We start from the raw sequence: 22,066 nt of genomic DNA on the forward strand, positions 1-22,066 counted from the left end.
ATTTGATACTGTTATAAATGAGCTCGTTTTTCGCGCTAAACAAACTCATCTATACTTCGCGCGGCATCAACTCAAACAAGCCAATGATAATCGCTGTTTTACTGTTTATGTGAATATCATTTTAGCAACCAATATTCATAGGGTATAATTTTGCTATTTAGTTACTATCAATTGATTCGAGGGAGATTAATGAGTATCAAACTTTCTGACCGACTTAGCGCAGTTAAACCATCACCTACTCTAGCCATTACAGCCAGAGCTGCAGAAATGCGGGCAGCAGGAAAAGATATTATTGGCCTGGGGGCTGGTGAACCAGACTTTGACACTCCCGAGCATATTAAAGCTGCCGCTATCACGGCGATTAATAATGGCTTTACAAAATATACAGCCGTCGATGGCACACCGAGTCTAAAACAGGCTGTTATTGATAAATTTAAAAACGATAATGGTTTTGACTATACCCTTAAGCAAATCCTGGTCTCTTCTGGTGGCAAGCAAAGCTTCTATAATTTAGCTCAAGCGTTACTGAACAAAGGCGATGAAGTCATTATTCCTGCGCCTTACTGGGTTTCTTATCCTGATATTGTGCTGTTAGCAGATGCAATTCCGGTCATTATCAAAACCACGCAGGCACAAAACTTTAAGATAACTCCCGCCCAACTTCGTGCAGCTATTACCGATCAAACGCGTTTATTTGTTATTAACAGCCCGTCTAACCCTACAGGCGCTGCATACTCCTTAGGAGAACTACAGGCACTCGCTCATGTTTTACTGGATTATCCCAATATTATTGTCGCAACAGATGATATGTATGAGCATATCCTGTGGAAAAAAGGCAGCTTTGTAAACATTCTTAATGCCTGCCCCGAACTATATAATCGTACGATGGTCCTGAACGGTGTATCCAAAGCCTATTCAATGACCGGTTGGCGCATAGGTTATGCAGCAGGACCTGAAGCTATTATTGCGGGCATGCGAAAAGTACAATCGCAAAGTACCTCCAACCCTACTTCAATTTCTCAGGTAGCAGCAGAAGAGGCTTTAAAAGGCGATCAAAGCTGTATTGATACAATGCTGGTAGAATTTAAAAAACGTCATGATTATGTCGTTGATGAACTAAATAAAATGCCCGGCATTGAGTGCATTAAATCCGATGGAACATTCTATGTTTTCCCGAATGTTGAAGAATTGATTGCGCAACTTGATGGGATAAATAATGACCTTGATTTAGCCGAATATTTTATAGAACAGGCAGACGTTGCCTTAGTACCTGGTTCAGCTTTTGGGTGCCCTGGGCACATCAGGATTTCTATTGCCACTAGCATGGAAAATTTACAAACAGCTCTGCAACGCATTAGCAAAGCTACTACTTAGGAACTCTTGCCGGGTTACATTTGTTATTGCAATGTAGTAACAAATGTAACCCGTCCTACATGGGTATTTAAAAACTCACACTACCCTGCACCCAGATTTTTTGCGTGTCCTTTGCTACTCCCGCATTGACAGCAGTGGAACTATTATCAGCATCATAATAAGCATATTTCGCCAATAAATGATAATGCTTACCAAAGCTCTTGCTCATCAGGAAATCATATTCATTACCATACTCTCCCTGCCCGTTTGAATCGGTAAAGTAATGGTAGGCAAACATTAATTTTACACCGTAGAAACTTTTATCTATGGTTGCTTGAATATCCCGAACGCCAGTATCCGGTGTTACCAGAAACTTGTCCGCCCAGCCTTGAAAAGCGTGATTAGTGCCTAGCGGCGTTTGAAAAGCGTAAGTTCCATTGCCATCTAATTGCTCCATTCCGGATTTAATGGTAACACCAACATACGTTGCTCCCAGCAGAATATTGTATCTATCTAAAGCATAGTTTCCAGGATTGTTTTTATAGTCAGATTGATTACTATAACCCACGTCATAAGATAGCTTGATTTCATGTCTTAACTTAGGTTCTCCATGTATTCGCACACCATATGTTTGCGTAGAGTTAAGCCCATCAACATAATCAGCTAACCAGTACCCATATCCGGTTAAGGTACTAAAGCGGCCAAATTTATAGCTGAAATTTAGTAGCGGCAAAGTGATTGGGCGCTCTGTAGAAATCACTGTTTTTACCTGGCCGATATAAATAACATTCAACGTTAGATTTTCTATCGACCGATTTTGAATCAATACAGAATCAAAGGTTTGCTCCATTTGTCGCCAATCCACATTCCCTATAAAACGCTGATTATCTAACGCTATTCTTTGCCGTCCACCTTGAACTAAAGTATCAGGAATTCCTTTATAACTCAGCCAGAATTGATTAAGCTCTTGCTTTTGAGGATCAGCAACAACTTCATAGTTAGTCTTTCCATTACGCAGGCTATTGTAGTCTTCTTGCATAGCAAGATTACCTTCATATTCAGCGTAAACCTGTACACCGTAGAACGCCGGAGTAAGATAACCAAAGCGCAAGCGCAAAGTATTGGCATTCGCTGTTTTTATCGGTAAATCATCCGTAATATGTACGTTTTCATAGCGATAGCGTAAATCAAACTTAAGCTGTCCATATTGACCTTGCTCACCCAACAAAAGTGCATTTTCTACAGCTTCATTAATATTCGCGGCCTGCACAGGCAAAATCATCAGCAAAACAGCAACACCTACACTGAGGATAAAACCCTTTTTTTTCCCTGCCTGATTGAACTGTATATAACATACTGACTTAATATTAAAAAAATCACCCATTAGTTTAACTGTACCACTGTGCAACATTAGTTAACTTTATCACTTAGAACCTTGCGAATTTACTGGATCGTCTATCTTAATTTCCAGGGTAATTCTTCTATTCAATGAGCGTTCCAGAGTGGTCAATTCATCTGTAATTAATGGATCATTTCCACCTAAGCCCCTAGAAGTAATACGTTGCTCGTCAACACCACTGTTAATAAAGTATTCACGTACAAGTCTCGCTCGTTGCTCAGAAAGCAATTGATTAAGCTCCTTATCACCTCTAGAATCTGAGTGCCCCAAGACAAGAATAGATGTATATTTGTATTCTTGGAAAATAGGTGAAATCTTATCCAGAATATCATGCACATTCCAATTCATTCGCGCAGAATTAATACCAAAAGCAATATTCCCGGGAATATTAACAATCAGTGTCTGCCCCTGGATTTCCGATTCGACGCCTTTATCTGCTAATTTACCTCTAATCAATGCATGCTGCTCAGTTAAATATTGTTTCCTGTCTATTCCTGCCAAAGGACCAAAAGCTACAATACCTGGTGCCTCAGTAGATGTAGGGCCGGGGTCATTATCCCTTGAATATGTCTGACATGCAGTAATTAAGGTCCCTAAAATGAATGCAAAAATTAGTCGTTTCATATTGTTATCATAGGTTGAAATTTAAAAGACTATGATACCAAACTCCTAATATCTATGCTTGCCATCAAACCCGTTTCAAGAATAAAATTTATTCAATTTTGAATGCCGCTGAAAAATAGCGACTAGGCCCATTTATATAATTAACCTCTCTGCTTGCAGTACAACAACAAGAGTCAACTCCCTCCTGGCAAATAAAGTAAAACAATGACTTATTGTATAAATGCAATTTATGTTGGATATATACCAAATAAAACACAACCCATAAGGAATTAGAAAATTTTTATTTTACATTGTAATATGATATATTCGATCTGTTACGCTGTGTATTAGTAGCTAAATTAAAAAAACTAAATGAGGAAACGTCTTAAATGTCAGTAGATAACGTACTAAAAATGATACAAGAAAACGATATCAAATTTGTTGATTTTCGTTTTTGTGATACTCGTGGTAAAGAACAACATGTTACCTTTCCTGCCCATTCAATCGATGAAGATACTTTTGAAGAAGGCAACATGTTTGATGGCTCTTCCGTTGCAGGTTGGAAAGGAATCAATGAGTCTGACATGATTTTAATGCCGGATCCTGCAACCGCAAAGATTGACCCTTTTTTCGATGACAACACGCTCATTATTCGTTGCGATATCATTGAGCCTAGTGACATGCAAGGTTACGAACGTGACCCGCGTTCAATCGCTAGACGTGCTGAAGCTTTTATGCAATCTACAGGCATTGCTGACACTGCTTTTTTTGGTCCTGAAAATGAATTTTTCGTTTTTGATGATGTACGCTGGAATAACGACATGGGTAGCTGTGGCTACAAAATCGATTCTGAAGAAGCCGGCTGGAATTCTGAAAAAGCCTATGAAGATGGTAATATCGGTCACCGCCCAGGCGTAAAAGGGGGTTATTTTCCTGTACCACCCGTTGACTCACTACAAGATATGCGCTCTGCAATGTGCCTGGTTCTAGAAGAAATGGGCCAGATCACTGAAGTTCACCATCATGAAGTAGCAACTGCCGGACAATGTGAAATTGGCTCTAAATTTAACACCTTAGTCAAAAAAGCTGACGAAGTTTTAGAGCTTAAATATGTGGTTGCCAATATCGCACATGCTTATGGCAAGACTGCTACATTTATGCCTAAGCCTCTAGTCGGTGATAACGGTAATGGCATGCACGTACACCAGAGTTTATTTAAAGATGGCGAAAACCTTTTCTCAGGTGATTTATACGGTGGCCTGTCAGAAACCGCTCTGTACTATATTGGTGGTATCATCAAGCACGCCAAAGCATTAAACGCTTTCGCCAATGCTTCAACAAACAGCTATAAACGTCTGGTTCCAGGTTTTGAAGCGCCTGTTATGCTTGCTTATTCAGCTCGTAACCGCTCTGCTTCTATCCGTATACCTTTTGTTAACAACCCTAAAGGCCGTCGTATTGAATTACGTTTTGGTGACTCTACAGCTAACCCTTACCTATGCTTCGCAGCAATGTTAATGGCCGGCCTTGATGGTATCCAGAATAAAATTCATCCTGGCGATGCAATGGATAAAGATTTATATGACTTGCCACCAGAAGAAGAAAAATTGATCCCTCAAGTTGCTTTCTCTTTTGATGAAGCATTGAAAGCACTAGACGAAGATCGTGAATTCCTAACAAATGGCGGCGTATTCACAGATGATGTGATTGACGGTTATATTGATCTGAAAAATGAAGAAGTTCAACGTCTGCGTATGAGCACACACCCTGTTGAATTTGAAATGTATTACAGCTTGTAAGTACAAAAACTGCTACTGCAAACAGTAGTCGTTTTTAATCAAAAAGGGCAACTGTTTATGCAGTTGCCCTTTTTTTTGCATAAATCCACGAAGCACTATATTAGTGCACGCAGCACTAGTCTAACGAATCATTATGGTGCATAATAGAAATCATCCAACCTTAGGCACCTGGAAATAAATAAGTGTCCAATATTTAGCTGGACTTTTTGTTTGTCATTAGCGCTGTAACAATAGGTGCATAGCTGGCTACGTAACTATTTCTACAGCGCTAATGACGGACAAAAAGACCAGAAAAGTTGGATGATGTGTGTTTCCAGGTGCCTTATCTCCCTATTTCCTTATTTTTGCTTAGGAACGCGCACGGAATAAGTTGAGCATCTGCCGTAGGATTTTTATTCGTATTCAAAGCCTGCCCCGTGCTTGATACGGGGACGTAGAAACTGGCGCATAGCCAGCTACGTAACAGCTTCTACAACGCAGAAGACGGATAAAAAAACAAGCCAGTTGCTTAAGTCATTCCGTGCGCGTTCCTTAGTTGGTCTACAACTTGCTTCTAACATACAAACCACTTCCATCAAGATCTAAAAGTGCACGATAAAATTCTCGATACTATCAATGAAGCTATTCTCTTATTTAATAGGGATCTTAAGCTTATTTATATCAATACTGCTGGTGAAATTCTATTTGAAGATAGCGCAAGGCATTTAATGGCTAGAACTGCCAAAGATTTACTGGGTACCGACTCATCACTAAATAATGACTTATTACAATGCCTGAAAAGCAATGAAGGGTTTTTTGACCGCGAACTTACACTGAAATTATTCCATCAAACAGTCACTGTTAGCTTCAGTGCAACGCCTATTCTGGATAATCCGGATAATCCGGATAATCCAGAGGTACTGGTAGAATTACAGCAACTCGATCGGCATATACGCATCTCTAAAGAGGAGCAGTTAATTGCTCAAGAACATACTTCACGTATGCTAATGCGTGGCTTTGCACATGAAATTAAAAACCCGCTAGGAGGCTTGCGCGGTGCAGCTCAGCTTCTGGAGCTTGAACTTCAAGATGATGAGTTAAAAGAGTATACCCAGATTATTATCAAAGAAGCAGACCGCATGAAAGCATTAATGGATAAAATGCTGGGGCCAAACAAATTGCCCAATAAAGTCGCTTTAAATATACATGAAGCACTTGAACGTGTAAGGCAATTAGTTCAGGCTGAAGTCAGTGACTCTATCACTATCAGGCGTGATTACGACCCCAGCATCCCCGAACTAAAAGCAGACAAAAACCAGCTTATTCAAGCGCTTTTAAATATTGTACGCAATGCCAGCCAGGCCATAACTGATAGCGGAGAAATTATTCTACGCACCCGTATATACAGGCAAATAACAATAGCCGGAAAGCTTCATAGGCTCGCCGCACGAATAGACATTATTGATAATGGCAGCGGTATAAAGCCCGAATTATTAGACCAGATTTTTTATCCCATGATTACTGGGCGTAGCAATGGCACGGGGCTTGGCCTGCCGATCTCGCAATCCATTATTAATCAATATAACGGCATTATCGAATGTAGCAATACAGCGGAAAATACCGTATTTTCAATTTATTTACCTGTAGGAAATGCGCATGACTAACAGCAGCCACGTATGGATCACCGATGATGATAAATCTATTCGCTGGGTCATTGAAAAAGCGCTGAATAAGGATGCAATCGTGACACGCAGCTTTGCCTCTGCTCAGGAGCTTCTGAAAGCACTGGAAAGTGACACCCCCGACGTACTCATATCCGATATACGTATGCCCGGGATGGATGGCTTTCAGTTACTAAAAAAACTTCAACAGAGCCACCCTACTCTTCCAGTTATTATTATGACTGCGCATTCTGATCTAGAAAGTGCCGTGTCAGCATTTCATGGCGGTGCATTTGAATACCTACCCAAACCTTTCGATATAAAAGAAATGTTAGCGGTAGTACAGCGCGCCTGCTTGCATAAAAAGCAACAGGCAGATAACACTCCAGATCATAGCAATGAAATTGAAGAATCACCGGAAATCATTGGTGAGGCGCCTGCCATGCAGGAGGTATTTCGTGCCATAGGGCGTCTAGCACGCTCACATATTACCGTACTCATTAACGGTCAATCGGGCACAGGAAAAGAACTGGTTGCAAAAGCCTTGCATCGCCACAGTCCGCGCGAAAAACAACCCTTTATTGCCTTAAATATGGCAGCCATTCCCAAAGATTTAATGGAGTCTGAGCTATTTGGCCATGAAAAAGGTGCCTTTACAGGTGCACATTCGCGGCGTGCGGGACGGTTTGAGCAAGCCGATAACGGCACCCTGTTTCTAGATGAAATAGGCGATATGCCGGCAGAATTACAGACGCGTTTATTGCGCGTCTTAGCAGATAATGAGTTTTACCCTATTGGTGCACATACACCCACCCGGGTTAACGTACGTATCATTGCTGCAACACATCAAAATCTGGAAAGACTAGTTGAGCAGGGCTTATTCAGGGAAGATTTATTTCATCGTCTCAATGTAATACGTATACATATTCCACCACTAAATGAACGCACTCAGGATATTCCTATATTAATGCGCTACTTTCTAGCTGCAGCAGCACAAGAACTAGAAAGTGAAGTTAAAATATTAACGCCTGAAGCGGAAGACTATTTGTGCACTTTAATCTGGCCTGGAAATGTACGACAACTAGAGAATATTTGTCGCTGGATTACAGTAATGGCCTCTGGCAGAGAAATACATCTAGTCGACCTACCTCCTGAATTATTACCTGGTTACAACGCAGCCCAACCCAATAAAGGTTCAGCTGAATCTGAAAATAGCTGGGAAATAGGATTAAAAAATGCGATTGCAGAAAGAATTCAACAAGGACAGCAAGATATCGCTAAACATATCATTCCATTAACAGAAACTATTCTGATTAAATCGGCTTTAGAGCATACTCAGGGACATCGTCATGAGGCAGCTATTTTATTAGGCTGGGGCCGCAATACTTTAACCCGAAAAATTAAAGAGTTAGTTATTGAATAAACCTAGAAAAATCAGTTGAGCGAGAATTTATAGTGCAAGATATTGAATGAATATAATACTTTCAGAAAATTTTTTTAGCTTCACCCATAGGTTCAGACCACCTGAACTCTAGGATAATAACTTGATGCCAATGATTGATATGTAGGTTGGCGCTGAGCTTGCGAAGCCCAACAATCACTGTGCAATATCATGTTGGGCTTCGTATACTCAGCGCCAACCTACGCACTTTAGTATCATTTAATTATCTTGTGAAAACGGTAAGATTTTGATTTCTTTATGTCGAGATCAGGAGTTCTAAGGTTAAGCGGACATTTTTTGCAAGTGCGGTGGAATCAAGAGCTTGTGCTAGAAATCGTGAGCAACTGATTTTTCTAGGATAAAAAGCTCGCGATTGAGTAACCAGCAAGTAGTGGTGGGCAAAGAGCAAATACCCACCCTGAAGAACTACTGTGAGTCTGTAGGCAAAGTATTGCGTACTTTTCTATCCAGCAGTTTATACTCAGACTTCAATTTTAAGATATGCATAAATGCAACCAGGAAACCGATAGAAATTCCGGCAAATAATTCTATGGTTAATGCCAGAGCTAAAGGCATTTGTATACTCGTAAAATACAGATCAATTGAGACGTTCTGAAAATTACGTAAGGAGAAGATCAAAGCAATTACAGCAATTAATGTAAAAAAAACAAGCATCAAAATCCGCATCATCGAACTATCTCTTTTATTTGTTAATCAGTAATTTGATGTGTATGTCTAGTTTCGTCAACCCGGTCACGTAATTCCTTTCCTGGTTTAAAATGTGGCACATATTTTTCTGTTAATGAAACGGCATCTCCTGTTTTAGGGTTGCGACCCATTCTAGGCTTACGGTGATGCAAAGAAAAACTTCCAAAACCACGTACTTCTATTCTTTCATTCGTCGATAAAGACTGACTCATTTGCTCAAGCATACACTTAACAGCAAGCTCTACATCCTGCAAAGCCAAATGAGGTTGTTTCTTAGATAATTGTTCAATTAATTCAGATTTAGTCACGGGTTTTCCTAAATTATTGTGATTTTTCTATATTTTACTTAAATGGTTTTCGCTGTTCACAGCAAAAACACGGTTGAATAAAAAAAGGGGTTTAATCCTTGCAAATTAAACCCCTCCTTTATACTAACAATAAGTTATTATTTATCCAATTGCTTGAACAAATCGCCCATTGTTGGTGTACCAGAAGCTTGTTCTGAATATTCTTTCATAACGCTAGCTTCGGCATCAGAATCTTTAGCTTTGATAGACAAAGAAATAGATTTGTTTTTCTTGTCTACGCCAAGAAATTTAGCTTCAATCTCATCACCGACAGTCAGTAATTTAGTTGCATCTTCAACACGATCACGCTGTATTTCAGAAGCTCTTAAATAGCCTTCGATGTTTTCAGCTAGGGTAATTACTGCACCTTTAGCATCCACCTCTTTAACGACACCTTTAACCATGCTGCCTTTTTCGTTGATCGCAATATAGTTCTGGAATGGGTCTTGCTGTAATTGTTTGATTCCTAGTGAAATACGCTCACGCTCAGCATCAACCGCTAAAATAACAGTTTCTACTTCATCACCTTTCTGGTATTCACGGATTGATTCTTCCTGAGCATCAGACCATGAAATATCAGACATATGTACCAGACCGTCAATATTTCCATCCAGACCGATAAAGATACCAAAATCAGTAATTGATTTGATTTTTCCGGAAATTTTATCGCCTTTGTTATGCGTAGCAGCAAACTCATCCCAAGGATTAGTACGACACTGCTTCATACCTAATGAAATACGGCGTCTTTCTTCATCGATTTCCAGGATCATAACTTCCACCGGGTCACCTAGCTGTACAACTTTAGCCGGATTAACGTTTTTGTTTGTCCAGTCCATTTCAGAAACGTGAACCAAACCTTCAACGCCTTCTTCAATTTCAATGAAACAACCGTAATCAGTTAAGTTATTTACTTTACCTGTTACACGAGTACCTGCTGGGTAACGGGTAGCAATATCATGCCATGGATCTTCCGCCATTTGTTTCATACCTAATGAAACACGTGTTTTTTCTTTGTCGAACTTAAGTACCTTAACTTCGATTTCCTGACCAATTTCCACACACTCAGATGGGTGACGTACACGACGCCATGCCATATCTGTAATATGTAATAAACCGTCAATTCCGCCTAGATCGATAAATGCACCGTAGTCGGTTAAATTCTTAACAATACCTTTTACAACAATGCCATCAGCCAGTGTTTTAAGTAACTCATCTCTTTCTGCGCTGTATTCTTTTTCAACCACAGCACGACGAGATAACACAACATTATTACGTTTTTGGTCTATTTTAATGACTTTGAATTCAAGATCACGACCTTCTAGGAAAGTAGTGTCTCTAATTGGACGAACATCAACTAATGAACCAGGTAAGAAGGCGCGCAATGCACCCACAGCAACCGTAAAACCACCACGAACTTTTCCGTTAATGCGGCCAACAATGGTCTCTTCCGCTTCAAAAGCAGCTTCCAGTTCACCCCAAGCTCGGTGTTTCTTCGCTTTATCACGAGAAAGTAAGGTAGCACCCAGGCCATCTTCGATTAAGTCCAGCGCAACTTCAACTTCGTCGCCGACACTAACCTCAAGATCACCTTCCTCATTTAAGAATTGCCATTTAGGAATCACACCTTCTGATTTTAATCCCGCACTGACAATCACTTTATCGTTATCGATATCAACGACCGTACCTACTAGCATAGCGCCAGTACGCATTTCCGTTTGTTTTACACTTTCTTCAAATAATTCAGCAAAGCTCTCGCTCATGTTTTCTATCCCAAGACTTGCTTAAACTCATCAAGTCTCTTTTTCTAAGTAGTTAAATAAAGATTGTACATTCAGTCAGCGTACAACCCACCAATATTACGTAACAGCTAAAGTCATTACCTGTTCAATCACTTCATCAATGGTAAGACTAGATGAGTCCAGGTAAAAAGCATCTTCTGCAGGAATCAAGGGCGATGTTTTTCGCTCGCTATCGCGACGATCACGCAATTGTATCTCCTGAGTAATCTTATCAAGGTTAGCATCAATTCCTTTTTCTTTCAACTGTTTGTATCGTCTTTTCCCTCTTTCTGGCGCACTCGCCGTTAAAAACACCTTTGCCGGGGCATCAACAAAAACAACCGTGCCCATATCACGGCCATCAGCGACCAGACCAGGAAGCTGACGAAAGTCCTTTTGCTTTTGCAATAAAACAGCTCTAACCTCAGGGTATGCCGCGACTTGTGAAGCAGCAGCGCCTGTATCTTCGCCAGGCAGGCGCGAGGTAATATCAATGCCATCCAGCGTGACAACTAACTCATGCTTACATTCAAATGCCAAATGCATTTGTTCTGCACACAGGGCAACCGCGACAGCATCATTTAAGTCTAATTGTTGATCCAGCGCAGAAATCGCCAGTGAACGATAAATAGAACCGCTATCCAGATAATGCCAGCCTAATTTCTTTGCTACTGCCCGACTAACCGTACCCTTTCCAGCTCCACTCGGCCCATCAATGGTTAAGACAGGAATGCTCATTAAACGTCCTCACTACTGATATTCAGCCCTAATTGCGCAGTCAAAGCTACGAAACCTGGAAATGACGTATTCACATTGGCACAATCATCAATCACAATGGTATCGCTTGCGCGCAATCCTGCCATAGCAAAAGACATGGCAATACGATGATCACCATGTGAGATTACCGAGCCACCGCCGATAGGCCCGCCCTGTATCACCATGCCATCTTCAGTAGGCTGAGCATCAACGCCGAGTATTTGTAATCCATCTGCCATTACCTGAATACGATCACTCTCTTTAACCCTTAGTTCTTTTGCTCCAGTTAAGATAGTTGTACCCTCTGCACAGGCAGCTGCAACAAATAACACGGGGAATTCATCTATGGCCAGAGCAACAAATTCTTCCGGGATTGCAATACCTTTTAAAGCGGCACTACGTACCCGTATATCAGCAACCGGCTCGCCACCTACAGTGCGCTGATTAAGCAATTCAATATTAGCGCCCATTAATTGCAAAATATTGATCACACCTGTACGAGTGGGATTAATACCCACATGTTTTAATGTCAAATCAGAATTTTCCGCTATAGAAGCCCCCACCAAAAAAAAGGCCGTCGATGAAATATCACTCGGCACTTCAATATCCGTAGCTTTTAGCTGGCCGTGGCGGGAAATTGTGACTAAATTACCGGCCTGCTTAACAGGATGTGCAAATCCGGAAAGCATCCTTTCAGTATGATCACGCGTCGGCGCTGGTTCTGTCACAGAAGTTTCACCCTGCGCATATAAGCCAGCTAATAATAAGCAAGACTTAACCTGTGCACTGGCAATCGGCATATCATAATGTATGCCTTGTAAAGCGCCACTTTGGCCTCTGATTGTTAAAGGCGCAGTGCCGTTTTCTGTGCTCTCAATTTTAGCCCCCATTTTACTTAAAGGGTCGATCACCCGACGCATAGGACGACCTGATAAGGACTTATCCCCTGTCAGTACCGCATCAAATTTTTGCCCTGCCAGTAGTCCACAGAGCAAGCGCATAGAAGTACCCGAATTACCTAGATAAATAGGCTCTTTAGGGGCTTGTAAACCATCCAGTCCAACGCCATGAATAGTCACGTTGCCATCCACAGGCCCTTCAATCTGCACACCCATAGCCTGAAACGCACGCAGGGTTGCCAAGGCATCATCGCCTTCCAGAAAACCTGAAACATGCGTCGTACCTTGTGCAAGTGAACCTAGCATAATAGAGCGATGCGAAATGGATTTATCTCCTGGCACACGTACTTCACCTTGTAAGTGGCCCCCTGGCTGAACTGTAAATTGTATTGATTGAGTCATGTTATTGTGTTGATCTAAAAAGCGCTGCCGAGCATTTCGGGCATAAGTAAAAGTATCATGCAGTGCCTGAGTCTGGTCGTCTTGCAACATTTGCTTAACGGTCTCTAACTCAGAACTTAACTGCTCGATTAATGGAATAATCTGTTGTTTATTGGCCATGCAGATATCCAGCCACATGGTCGGGTCACTGGAGGCGATACGGGTAAAATCTTTAAACCCGCCAGCCGCATATTTGAAAATATCGCCTTGCTCATCTTTCCTGCCTAATAAATCTACCAAAGCAAAAGCGATAATATGTGGCAAATGACTGGTAGCGGCCAGAACAGCATCATGTTGTTCTACCTGCATATAGGAAACACTGCTACCCATGCCCTGCCAAAAGCGGCTAGCCTGCTTAATAAAAGCTTTATCTGTCTGGGCACAGGGGGTAAAGACCACCCTTTTTTGCTGGAATAAATCGGCCAAAGCCGCATCTACACCACTGTTTTCTGCACCGGCAATGGGATGCACCGGAACAAAATTACCCGGAATTTGGTTAAATATTTCGCACAAAGCCGCTACAACACTTCCTTTAGTGCTGCCTGCGTCCATATACAGAGCCTGATCTGACCAATAGGGAGCTAATAGTTTAAAAATACCCGTCATTGCCCCTACAGGCGTAGCGATAACCACACAATCAGCACCATAAACAGCTTCTTCCAGATTAAGACTATAACTATCAATAACCTTCAATGCCAGAGCCTGCTGTAAATTATCCAGATCCTGTTCTCGCCCATAAGCCGAGATTGTTGCGCACAGATTATTTTCCCGTGCAGCCCGGGCAATTGAACCACCAATCAGCCCTACACCAATAATGCAAAGCTTTTTAAACATCTGCCAAGACAGCTTTCAGTGCATCAATAAAGAAAGTATTTTCCGCTTCTGTACCAATACTGATGCGCAAATGGTTGGGCATTTCATAATTAGCAACGGGCCGCACAATCACACCTTTATGTAATAAAGCAGTATTAATACTGGCCGCCTCACGTTGTAAATCGACAGAGACAAAATTCCCTACCGATTCAATCCAGGGCAAACCCATCGTTGAAAAAGCATCACATAAATACTCCATGCCTGCCTTATTCAGTGCAACAGTTTTTGCCAGATACTCAGTATCCTGAATAGCAACCTCTGCTGCCGCTAGTGCCAGCGCATTATTATTAAAGGGCTGGCGCACGCGATTTAATATATCTGCCATTTCTGGACTCGACAAACCATAACCCACTCGTAACCCAGCCAGACCATAGGCTTTAGAAAATGTACGTGTGATTATCAAGTTAGGATACACACTTAACCAGCCGATAGAATCCGGATAATCATCTTGAGCAACATATTCAAAATAGGCTTCGTCCAGCACACAGATAACATGCGCAGGAACTGCTGCTAAAAACTCGCTTAAGGCTTGCTCTGTTAAATAAGTGCCGGTGGGATTATTGGGGTTAGCAATAAACAATAGCCGTGTTTTATCACTAATGGCCGCGAGCATGCCGTTTAAATCGTGACCATAGTCTATTGCTCGAATAACTTTGGCCTGAGCGCCTACAGCCTGGGTGACTAGAGGATAAACAGCAAAAGCATGTTGCGAGAAAACCACTTCATGTTCGGTGGTTAAAAAAGCCCTGGCTAATAACTCTAGAATTTCATTAGAGCCATTGCCTAAGGTAATCTGACTGCTATCAACTCCCCATTTTTCTGCTAACGCCGCCTTTAAAGCAAAACCATTACCGTCAGGATAGCGTGACAAATCCGTAAAACTGGCCTGTATCGCTTGTTTAACCTTTTCACTAGGCCCCAAAGGATTTTCATTCGACGCCAGTTTAACTATATGGCTTAAACCCAGCTCGCGCTCTAAATCAGAAATAGGTTTTCCCGGCTGATAGGGAACTAATGTTTGTACACCTGCGGTGGCGAGTTGATAGATACTTTGTGGCATATTAAAAAGGAAATAAAGAGTTATATGAATTCAGGAGCAATATTAATTTACCATGAAGAGCATGAAGGACTTGAAGAAATACCTAAATCCACCTAAGCCCCTCTGAAAGTGTGTTGAAAAAATTAAATAGTTTTGATTAATACTGAGAAAATGTCATAACGCAAATAACTATCATAATTGACTGACTCATAACGACCCAAACCGGTCATTGGAGTCATTTAACGCTTGAGGAATTAGCCCATTAATTTTACACTGCCCCAGTTATTCGTAACAATAACAAGGAATTCGCAATTTGGAACCTGACCCCGTATTTGTTCGTATTTGGGGGAAATAAAGTTGCAGAGCGGCACGGCGCAGCGTTATTTTTTCCGAGTAGAAGCAATGGTTAGAATTCAGTCTGCCCCATTACTAGAGCTATTTCCATTATTTGTGTTTTGTTGAGTCGGTGGCACAGGAGCCGGCGCCGGTGGTGGCGCTGTTGGCCTTACATTTGGTTGCGAACTAGGCTGTACGACATTGCCCTTTTGTATATTACGTGTATTGCCTTCAGTCAGCGGTTGTCTAGTCGCCATTTGCTTCTCCTAAAAGTTCTTTTGGAATTGCCTCAATTATAAACCTACCCATTTCTTTAGTTAAATATATTGTAGGTACGGAATATAATTGAACAGAATCTTCATACCGAAAAACGGTAACATCGTACATTACCAACTCTTGCATGTGGTCATTTTCTGCATATGATTCAACACGCCCTTGGTATGTCAAGTTGTTTTCAATATCTCGCACATAAACCCAATCAATTTCTTTTGCATTCAAGTAATATGAATATAAGTTTTCATCGCCATATTTAGATGAAATTTTAAGCATTTTGGCAAGCTTGTTAAATACTTTGTAGTTAATAAGAAAACTTGCAAAAAATGCGGCTGGTAAAGATAACATGGTCGCAAAAACAACTTCTTTGGCAGAAATTTTGTGTGTTTCAGATAAAGTACTACTCCATACGTTCAGGTGAGACCAATTAGAAATATCAAAAGAACATGATTTAATCACATCCCACGCATAAAATATTATTTGAAGCCCTGCATATGCAAAAAGACCAAGGATTAGAGCGTAGAGGCCAAACTTAAATGCGTTCCATTTAGAATGGACGGTAATCTTGTCGCAAATTACGGCGGCAATAATTCCTGGAATCAGTATTATTATAAGAGTAACTACAAATTGGTTCATACTTTCCTTGAATTCTAACCTGACGCTCAGGAGTATTTTTGAGATGACTTTATCATCTCAAAAATACCTGACTGGGGCTACTTGTTATCAGCTTTCTGATAGGAGTTAGTTTTGGTCAGGTTCTACTGAGCGTCGGGTTATCGGACGCTCTAATCCTGCCCCATGTCAATAACAACACAGAAAGGCACTAACTCTAAACGAGTTAACATACATTTATTACAAGATAAACCGGTACGGATAATATTCAGCACTTAAGTTTCAAAGCATGAAATCAGTCCATACTATACGATTCATCTTATCAAAAATATCTCTAAATGCCTTCACTTCTTGTCTTAGCTAAATTATTGAATGCCTGCTTATGGCCGAAATCAAACATTCAATATAACTTAGATTTAATGGAGATTGAAATCAACCACATGAGTTTTTGAACTATGACATATCAACGATTGCATAATCAATTTCCTTGTTTGACTAAACAACCATTCCTTCATTACCTTCATGCCCTTCATGGTAATAATCCATCATTGCCCTGTAACACAGTTGAAGCTCCAGCTTTCCCGTATTACGCAAGCTTCATACAGGCTACGATCATCTCATTCGTTACAAAATCGCTTTAGGGTATGAGCCTAAAATTTTTATCATAGTGACACGCGACTCTAATTCTTCTAGCGCAAAGGTTATTTCCGGGTCTGTTTGATGCCCATCAATATCAATAAAGAACAGGTAATCCCACAAACCTTGTCGCGAAGGCCGCGATTCTATTTTGGTCATACTGATGCCATGCCTAGAAAATGGCTCGATAATGCTATACAGGGCTCCTGCATGATTTTTAGTAGAAATCAGCAATGACGTTTTATCCTCACTCGTTGCTGTCGAGGTCAGATGGCCAATAATCACAAAGCGCGTGGTATTATCTGACTGGTCTTCTATACCCTGCTGAAGAATTGGCAAATTGTATATTTCAGCAGCCACTTCGCCTGCAATCGCAGCGACACCCTGCCTGGCAGAGGCAATTTTAGCGGCTTCTGCATTACTATTCACTTCTATACAGGGTACACCAGGCATATGTTTATCCAGCCATTGACGGCATTGCGCTAAGGATTGCCTGTGCGAATATACCTCAGTGACTTCACTCAAACTGGCGGCATGGGTCATTAGGTTATGCTGTATTCTGATCGCCACTTCACCACAAATTTGTACCGGAGAAGCGACAAAGCGATCCAGTGTTGGCGTAACTACACCTTCAGTTGAATTTTCTATCGGTACCACGCCAAACTGACAATGACCTGATTCTACTGCCTGAAATATATCTTCAATAGTGGAAACAGGCTCAGTTGCCACCGCATGACCAAAATGCTTAAAAGCAGCCTGCTGAGTAAAAGTCCCTTCCGGCCCTAAAAATGCCACTTGTAATGGTTTTTCCAGCGCCAGACAAGCAGACATAAGTTCCCGAAAAAAACGTGCTGCCGTATCATCATCTAAAGGCCCTGGGTTTAATTCTTTAATCCGCCTTAAAACCAATGCTTCCCGATCCGGGCGATAAAAGCAACTATCCTCACCTGATGCAATCTTGGTTTTGGCAACTTCTTCAGCCAACGATGCACGCTGGTTAATCAATTGCAATATTTGTTGATCTATTGCATCGATCTGATTCCTTAGCTCAGGAAGGGGGATTACATCAGTCATATTAATACGTTTTTACTTAATGAGTACGCTCAAACTCAGCCATAAACTGAATTAAGGCCTCAATACCTGATTCTGGCATGGCATTATAAATACTGGCACGCATACCACCCACAGCACGATGGCCTTTTAATGATAAAAATCCCTGCTCTTTAGCGCTACTTAGAAAGGCTTTATCCAGTTCATTATCGCTAAGGACAAAAGGCACATTCATACGTGACCTGTCAGCAACAGCAACCGGGTTACTGTATAAAGCAGACTGATCTATAGCAGCATACAACTTAGCGGCTTTACGCTGATTAATTTGCTCCATCGCAGCAACGCCACCTTGCGCTTTGACCCACTGCAACACCAGACCCACTAAATACCAGGTGTAAGTCGCGGGGGTATTGAGCATGGAATCTTGCTTAGCCTGCTTTTCATAATTAAAAATATCCGGCAGACCTTTTTGCGCCTTACCCACCAAGTCGTCTCTAACAATAACGACCACTGCACCGGCTGGGCCCATATTTTTTTGCGTTCCGGCATAGATAATGCCAAATTTACTGACATCAATTTCACGCGATAAGATATTAGATGACATATCTGCCACCAGAGGCAAATCGCCAACCTCAGGAATATCCTGAAACTCCACGCCATGAATCGTCTCATTAGGCGTGTAATGTAAATAAGCCGCCTGTTCGTCAATATTCCAGGTCGAACGCTCTGGGATAGAGGTGAAATTATTGGCTTCACCACTGGCAGAAACAATGACATTACAATAAGCTTTTGCACTTTTAATAGCTTTTTCGGACCAGGCACCGGTATTGATATAACAAGCCTTATCCTTGCCATCTAAAATATTTGCCGGAATAAACGAAAACTGCCCCGTTGCACCACCCTGTAAAAACAGAACCTTATAATTATCCGGAATAGCCATTAACTCGCGTAAATCCTCCTGCAAAGTTTTGGCAAACGCCATAAACTCAGCACCGCGATGGCTCATTTCCATCACTGACATACCAGAACCCTGCCAATCCAGCATTTCTGCCTGTGCTTGCTTTAAAACAGCCTGGGGCAACATAGAAGGCCCGGCACTAAAATTATATACTTTGCTCATTATTCACTCTCGCCGTATCTGGGTCTACTTTATCCACTGCTTCACTAGCTACGTCATCTGAATCTGTAACTTGCTCGTCTACAACTTGCTCAACTTGCTCAACTTGCTCAACTTGTTCATCAACTATCGTTTCGTCCTGCTCAAAACCTTCTTCGGACTCATCCTCAACCAGGCCATCAATTTTATCTACGCCAATCAGCTTTTCTTTGCTATCCAGACGTATCACTCTTACACCCTGCGTGTTTCTTCCAACCACTGAAATTTCATTGACTCGGGTACGCACCAGAACACCACCATCAGTAATCAACATAATTTCATCATGCTCTTCAACCAGTACTGCTCCAACTAACTTGCCGTTACGCTCAGAAGTCTGCATGGCAATCATGCCCTGTCCACCACGTTTATGTCGGGTAAACTCGGCTAAACGCGTGCGCTTACCATAACCATTTTCGGTAATATTCAATACCGTACCTTCAGAAGAAGTAATCATGGAAATTATTCTCTGCCCTTCTTTCAAGCGCATTCCACGGACACCCATTGCGGTACGACCCATGGAACGCACATCTGTTTCATTAAAGCAGTTTGCCTTACCATTACTACTAAATAGCAGAATATTTTGTTCGCCATCAGTGACGGCAACGCCCACTAATTTATCGCCTTCGCGTAAATCAATGGCAATTTTACCGTTAGATCGCTGCCGCTCAAATTCTTTTAAGGGTGTCTTCTTAACCGTACCGGCAGCCGTCGACATAAAAATATACTGAGCTTCGCTATATTCACGTACCGTTAGCATTGCACTGATTTGCTCATCTTTATCTAATGGTAATAGATTAACAAACGGCTTGCCTCGTGATGCGCGGCTAGCAATAGGCAATTGATAAACTTTTAGCCAGTAAACTTTACCCGCAGAAGAAAAACATAAAATAGTATCGTGGGTATTGGCAACAATGAGCTTATCGACAAAATCTTCTTCTTTAGTTGCCGTTGCCGACTTACCCCGTCCTCCACGGCGCTGCGCCTGATAATCTTCCAGACGCTGGGATTTCACGTAGCCTTCATGGGACATGGTGACGACCACGTCTTCTTCGGTGATAAAGTCCTCTTCGGATAAACTAAGCTGATCGATAACTATTTCGGTACGGCGCTCATCTGCATACTCTTCTTTAATCGCCTCTAGCTCTTCACGAATCACTTCCATCAAACGTACTGCACTGCCAAGAATCTCCAGATACTCATCAATCATATCCAGTAATTTCTTGTATTCATCAACAATTTTATCTTGCTCAAGACCGGTTAAACGGTGCAAACGCAAGTCTAAGACTGCCGATGCCTGAGCCTCTGAAAGACGATATTCAGCACCATGAATACCAAATTCCATACTTAAGCCATCAGGACGCGAGCGATCAGCATCTGCATGTTCTAACAAAGACGCAACCAGACCTGAATTCCAGGTCTGGGCTAATAAGCCAATTTTAGCCTCTGCAGGATTAGCCGCCGCTTTGATTAAAGCGATCATTTCATCAATATTGGACATGGCAACAGCCAGACCTTCCAATACATGCGCACGCTCACGCGCTTTGCGTAATAAATAAATTGTCCGCCGGGTAACAACCTCACGGCGATGATTAATAAAGGCATGCAGAATTTCTTTTAAATTCATGCACTGCGGACGGCTATTGGAAATAGCCACCATATTGATCCCAAACACGGTACGCATTTGAGTTTGTTTATACAGATTATTCAGTACGACTTCAGGCACTTCACCTCGACGTACTTCGATCACCATGCGCATACCGTCTTTATCAGACTCATCGCGCAAACCGGAAATACCTTCGATTTTTGATTCTTTAACCAGTTCGGCAATTTTTTCCAGTAGACGCGCCTTGTTAACCTGATAAGGCAATTCGGTGACGATAATGGCCTGACGCGTACCTTGGTTATAATCTTCCACATGACTACGCGCGCGGATATGGACTTTACCGCGCCCGGTCATATAAGCATCATAAATACCCGAGACACCGTTAATAATTCCGGCGGTAGGAAAATCAGGCCCCGGAATATATTCCAGTAACGCGCGGGTATCAATATCCGGATTATCCATAAATGCCAGACAGGCACTAATCACTTCACCCAGATTATGCGGTGGAATATTGGTGGCCATCCCCACAGCAATACCCGAAGAACCATTGACTAATAGCGCAGGCACTCTAGCGGGTAAAACGGCCGGCTCAGATTCTGATTCATCATAGTTGGCATTAAAATCGACTGTTTCCTTGTCAAGATCCGCCAGCATCTCATGCGCAATTTTAGACATACGCACTTCGGTATAACGCATCGCAGCCGGAGAGTCGCCATCGACCGAACCAAAGTTACCCTGCCCGTCTATCAGCATATAGCGCAAGGAAAATGGCTGTGCCATACGAACAATAGTATCGTAAACAGCCGTATCACCATGTGGATGGTATTTACCGATCACATCCCCGACCACACGTGCTGATTTTTTATACGACTTATTCCAGTCATTGCCCAGAACATTCATCGCGTATAACACTCGTCGATGAACGGGCTTTAAACCATCCCTAACATCCGGGAGTGCCCGACCAATGATAACGCTCATTGCGTAATCCAGGTAGGACTGCTGCATCTCGTCTTCGAGATTAACTGGGGTTATTTCTTTAGCAAATTCTGACATGGTCCGTCTATACGTCTGTATCGCTGATAAGTCTATTTATCGGCTAGTAATTTTCTACATAATCCGGGCTTTTAAAACCAAATTAATATGGGTTTCGATAACCGCTTATTATAACAACAATTAAGGCTCATAGAGTCTAAAAGTTAACAATAATCCTAGAAAAGACTTTCTGCCAGACTAAAGACAATCAAGCGCAGGCAGAATGGCTATTAGAAGATTGTTTTGTTATAAAGACTACATTAGTATTAGAGCCATACCAGGAGGCTATCCG

16 protein-coding genes are annotated in these 22,066 nt (G+C 41.8%); 4 read left to right on the forward strand and 12 right to left on the reverse strand.

Going from position 1 to position 22,066, the window contains the following annotated elements:
* The first annotated feature begins 189 nt into the window (after positions 1–189).
* Positions 190–1,374 carry a pyridoxal phosphate-dependent aminotransferase gene (locus ACQY3F_RS09795; protein WP_428354664.1) on the forward strand — a complete coding sequence of 395 codons (1,185 nt, stop codon included), beginning with the start codon at positions 190–192 and terminating at the stop codon, positions 1,372–1,374.
* Between the two features lie 67 nt (positions 1,375–1,441).
* Here ACQY3F_RS09795 and ACQY3F_RS09800 read toward each other — a convergent pair whose 3' ends face one another.
* Together ACQY3F_RS09800 and ACQY3F_RS09805 are read right to left on the reverse strand one after the other, a co-directional pair.
* Positions 1,442–2,737 (reverse strand): alginate export family protein, encoded by a 1,296-nt coding sequence (locus tag ACQY3F_RS09800; RefSeq protein ID WP_428354665.1) that lies wholly within the window; start codon positions 2,735–2,737, stop codon positions 1,442–1,444.
* 39 nt (positions 2,738–2,776) lie between these two features.
* Entirely contained in the window at positions 2,777–3,376 is a 600-nt protein-coding gene (locus ACQY3F_RS09805; RefSeq protein WP_428354666.1) for an OmpA family protein, read from the reverse strand.
* 368 nt (positions 3,377–3,744) lie between these two features.
* Here ACQY3F_RS09805 and glnA point away from each other — a divergent pair, with 368 nt between their 5' ends.
* The 3 genes from glnA to ntrC all read left to right on the forward strand — a co-directional run bounded on the left by glnA (position 3,745) and on the right by ntrC (position 8,217).
* Positions 3,745–5,154 (forward strand): glutamate--ammonia ligase, encoded by a 1,410-nt coding sequence (glnA, locus tag ACQY3F_RS09810; RefSeq protein ID WP_428354667.1) that lies wholly within the window; start codon positions 3,745–3,747, stop codon positions 5,152–5,154.
* A 587-nt stretch (positions 5,155–5,741) separates the two neighbouring features.
* On the forward strand, positions 5,742–6,797 hold the full coding sequence (gene glnL, locus ACQY3F_RS09815; RefSeq protein WP_428354669.1) for a nitrogen regulation protein NR(II): 1,056 nt from the start codon (positions 5,742–5,744) through the stop codon (positions 6,795–6,797).
* A complete protein-coding gene (gene ntrC / locus ACQY3F_RS09820; RefSeq protein WP_428354670.1) occupies positions 6,790–8,217 on the forward strand; it encodes a nitrogen regulation protein NR(I) in 1,428 nt (475 codons plus the stop codon). Before glnL ends, ntrC begins: the two co-directional genes overlap by 8 nt.
* A gap of 444 nt (positions 8,218–8,661) precedes the next feature.
* On the opposite strand, the gene ACQY3F_RS09825 is transcribed toward ntrC, so the two are convergent.
* The 10 genes from ACQY3F_RS09825 to gyrA form a co-directional block, all read right to left on the reverse strand.
* A complete protein-coding gene (locus tag ACQY3F_RS09825; RefSeq protein ID WP_428354671.1) occupies positions 8,662–8,925 on the reverse strand; it encodes a LapA family protein in 264 nt (87 codons plus the stop codon).
* A 20-nt stretch (positions 8,926–8,945) separates the two neighbouring features.
* Complete coding sequence (locus ACQY3F_RS09830; protein WP_428354672.1) at positions 8,946–9,251, reverse strand: integration host factor subunit beta; 306 nt, start codon at positions 9,249–9,251, stop codon at positions 8,946–8,948.
* Positions 9,252–9,388: 137 nt separating this feature from the next.
* A complete protein-coding gene (rpsA, locus tag ACQY3F_RS09835) occupies positions 9,389–11,050 on the reverse strand; it encodes a 30S ribosomal protein S1 (protein ID WP_428354674.1) in 1,662 nt (553 codons plus the stop codon).
* Between the two features lie 96 nt (positions 11,051–11,146).
* A complete protein-coding gene (cmk, locus tag ACQY3F_RS09840; RefSeq protein WP_428354675.1) occupies positions 11,147–11,806 on the reverse strand; it encodes a (d)CMP kinase in 660 nt (219 codons plus the stop codon).
* On the reverse strand, positions 11,806–13,998 hold the full coding sequence (locus ACQY3F_RS09845; RefSeq protein ID WP_428354677.1) for a bifunctional prephenate dehydrogenase/3-phosphoshikimate 1-carboxyvinyltransferase: 2,193 nt from the start codon (positions 13,996–13,998) through the stop codon (positions 11,806–11,808). The genes cmk and ACQY3F_RS09845 overlap by 1 nt, the downstream gene beginning before the upstream one ends.
* On the reverse strand, positions 13,991–15,097 hold the full coding sequence (gene hisC / locus ACQY3F_RS09850; protein ID WP_428354678.1) for a histidinol-phosphate transaminase: 1,107 nt from the start codon (positions 15,095–15,097) through the stop codon (positions 13,991–13,993). The genes ACQY3F_RS09845 and hisC overlap by 8 nt, the downstream gene beginning before the upstream one ends.
* 561 nt (positions 15,098–15,658) lie before the next feature.
* The gene (locus ACQY3F_RS09855) at positions 15,659–16,321 is read right to left on the reverse strand and encodes a hypothetical protein (protein ID WP_428354679.1); all 663 of its coding nucleotides are present in this window, start codon (positions 16,319–16,321) and stop codon (positions 15,659–15,661) included.
* Between the two features lie 600 nt (positions 16,322–16,921).
* Positions 16,922–18,007: a prephenate dehydratase gene (gene pheA, locus ACQY3F_RS09860; protein ID WP_428354680.1), complete on the reverse strand. Its 1,086-nt coding sequence runs from the start codon at positions 18,005–18,007 to the stop codon at positions 16,922–16,924.
* Between the two features lie 16 nt (positions 18,008–18,023).
* Complete coding sequence (gene serC, locus ACQY3F_RS09865) at positions 18,024–19,103, reverse strand: 3-phosphoserine/phosphohydroxythreonine transaminase (RefSeq protein ID WP_428354681.1); 1,080 nt, start codon at positions 19,101–19,103, stop codon at positions 18,024–18,026.
* Complete coding sequence (gene gyrA / locus ACQY3F_RS09870) at positions 19,087–21,795, reverse strand: DNA gyrase subunit A (protein ID WP_428354683.1); 2,709 nt, start codon at positions 21,793–21,795, stop codon at positions 19,087–19,089. Before gyrA ends, serC begins: the two co-directional genes overlap by 17 nt.
* Positions 21,796–22,066 lie beyond the last annotated feature (271 nt).

The sequence above is a fragment of the Methyloprofundus sp. genome, assembly GCF_965251085.1.
In the GTDB taxonomy this organism is placed as follows: domain Bacteria; phylum Pseudomonadota; class Gammaproteobacteria; order Methylococcales; family Methylomonadaceae; genus Methyloprofundus.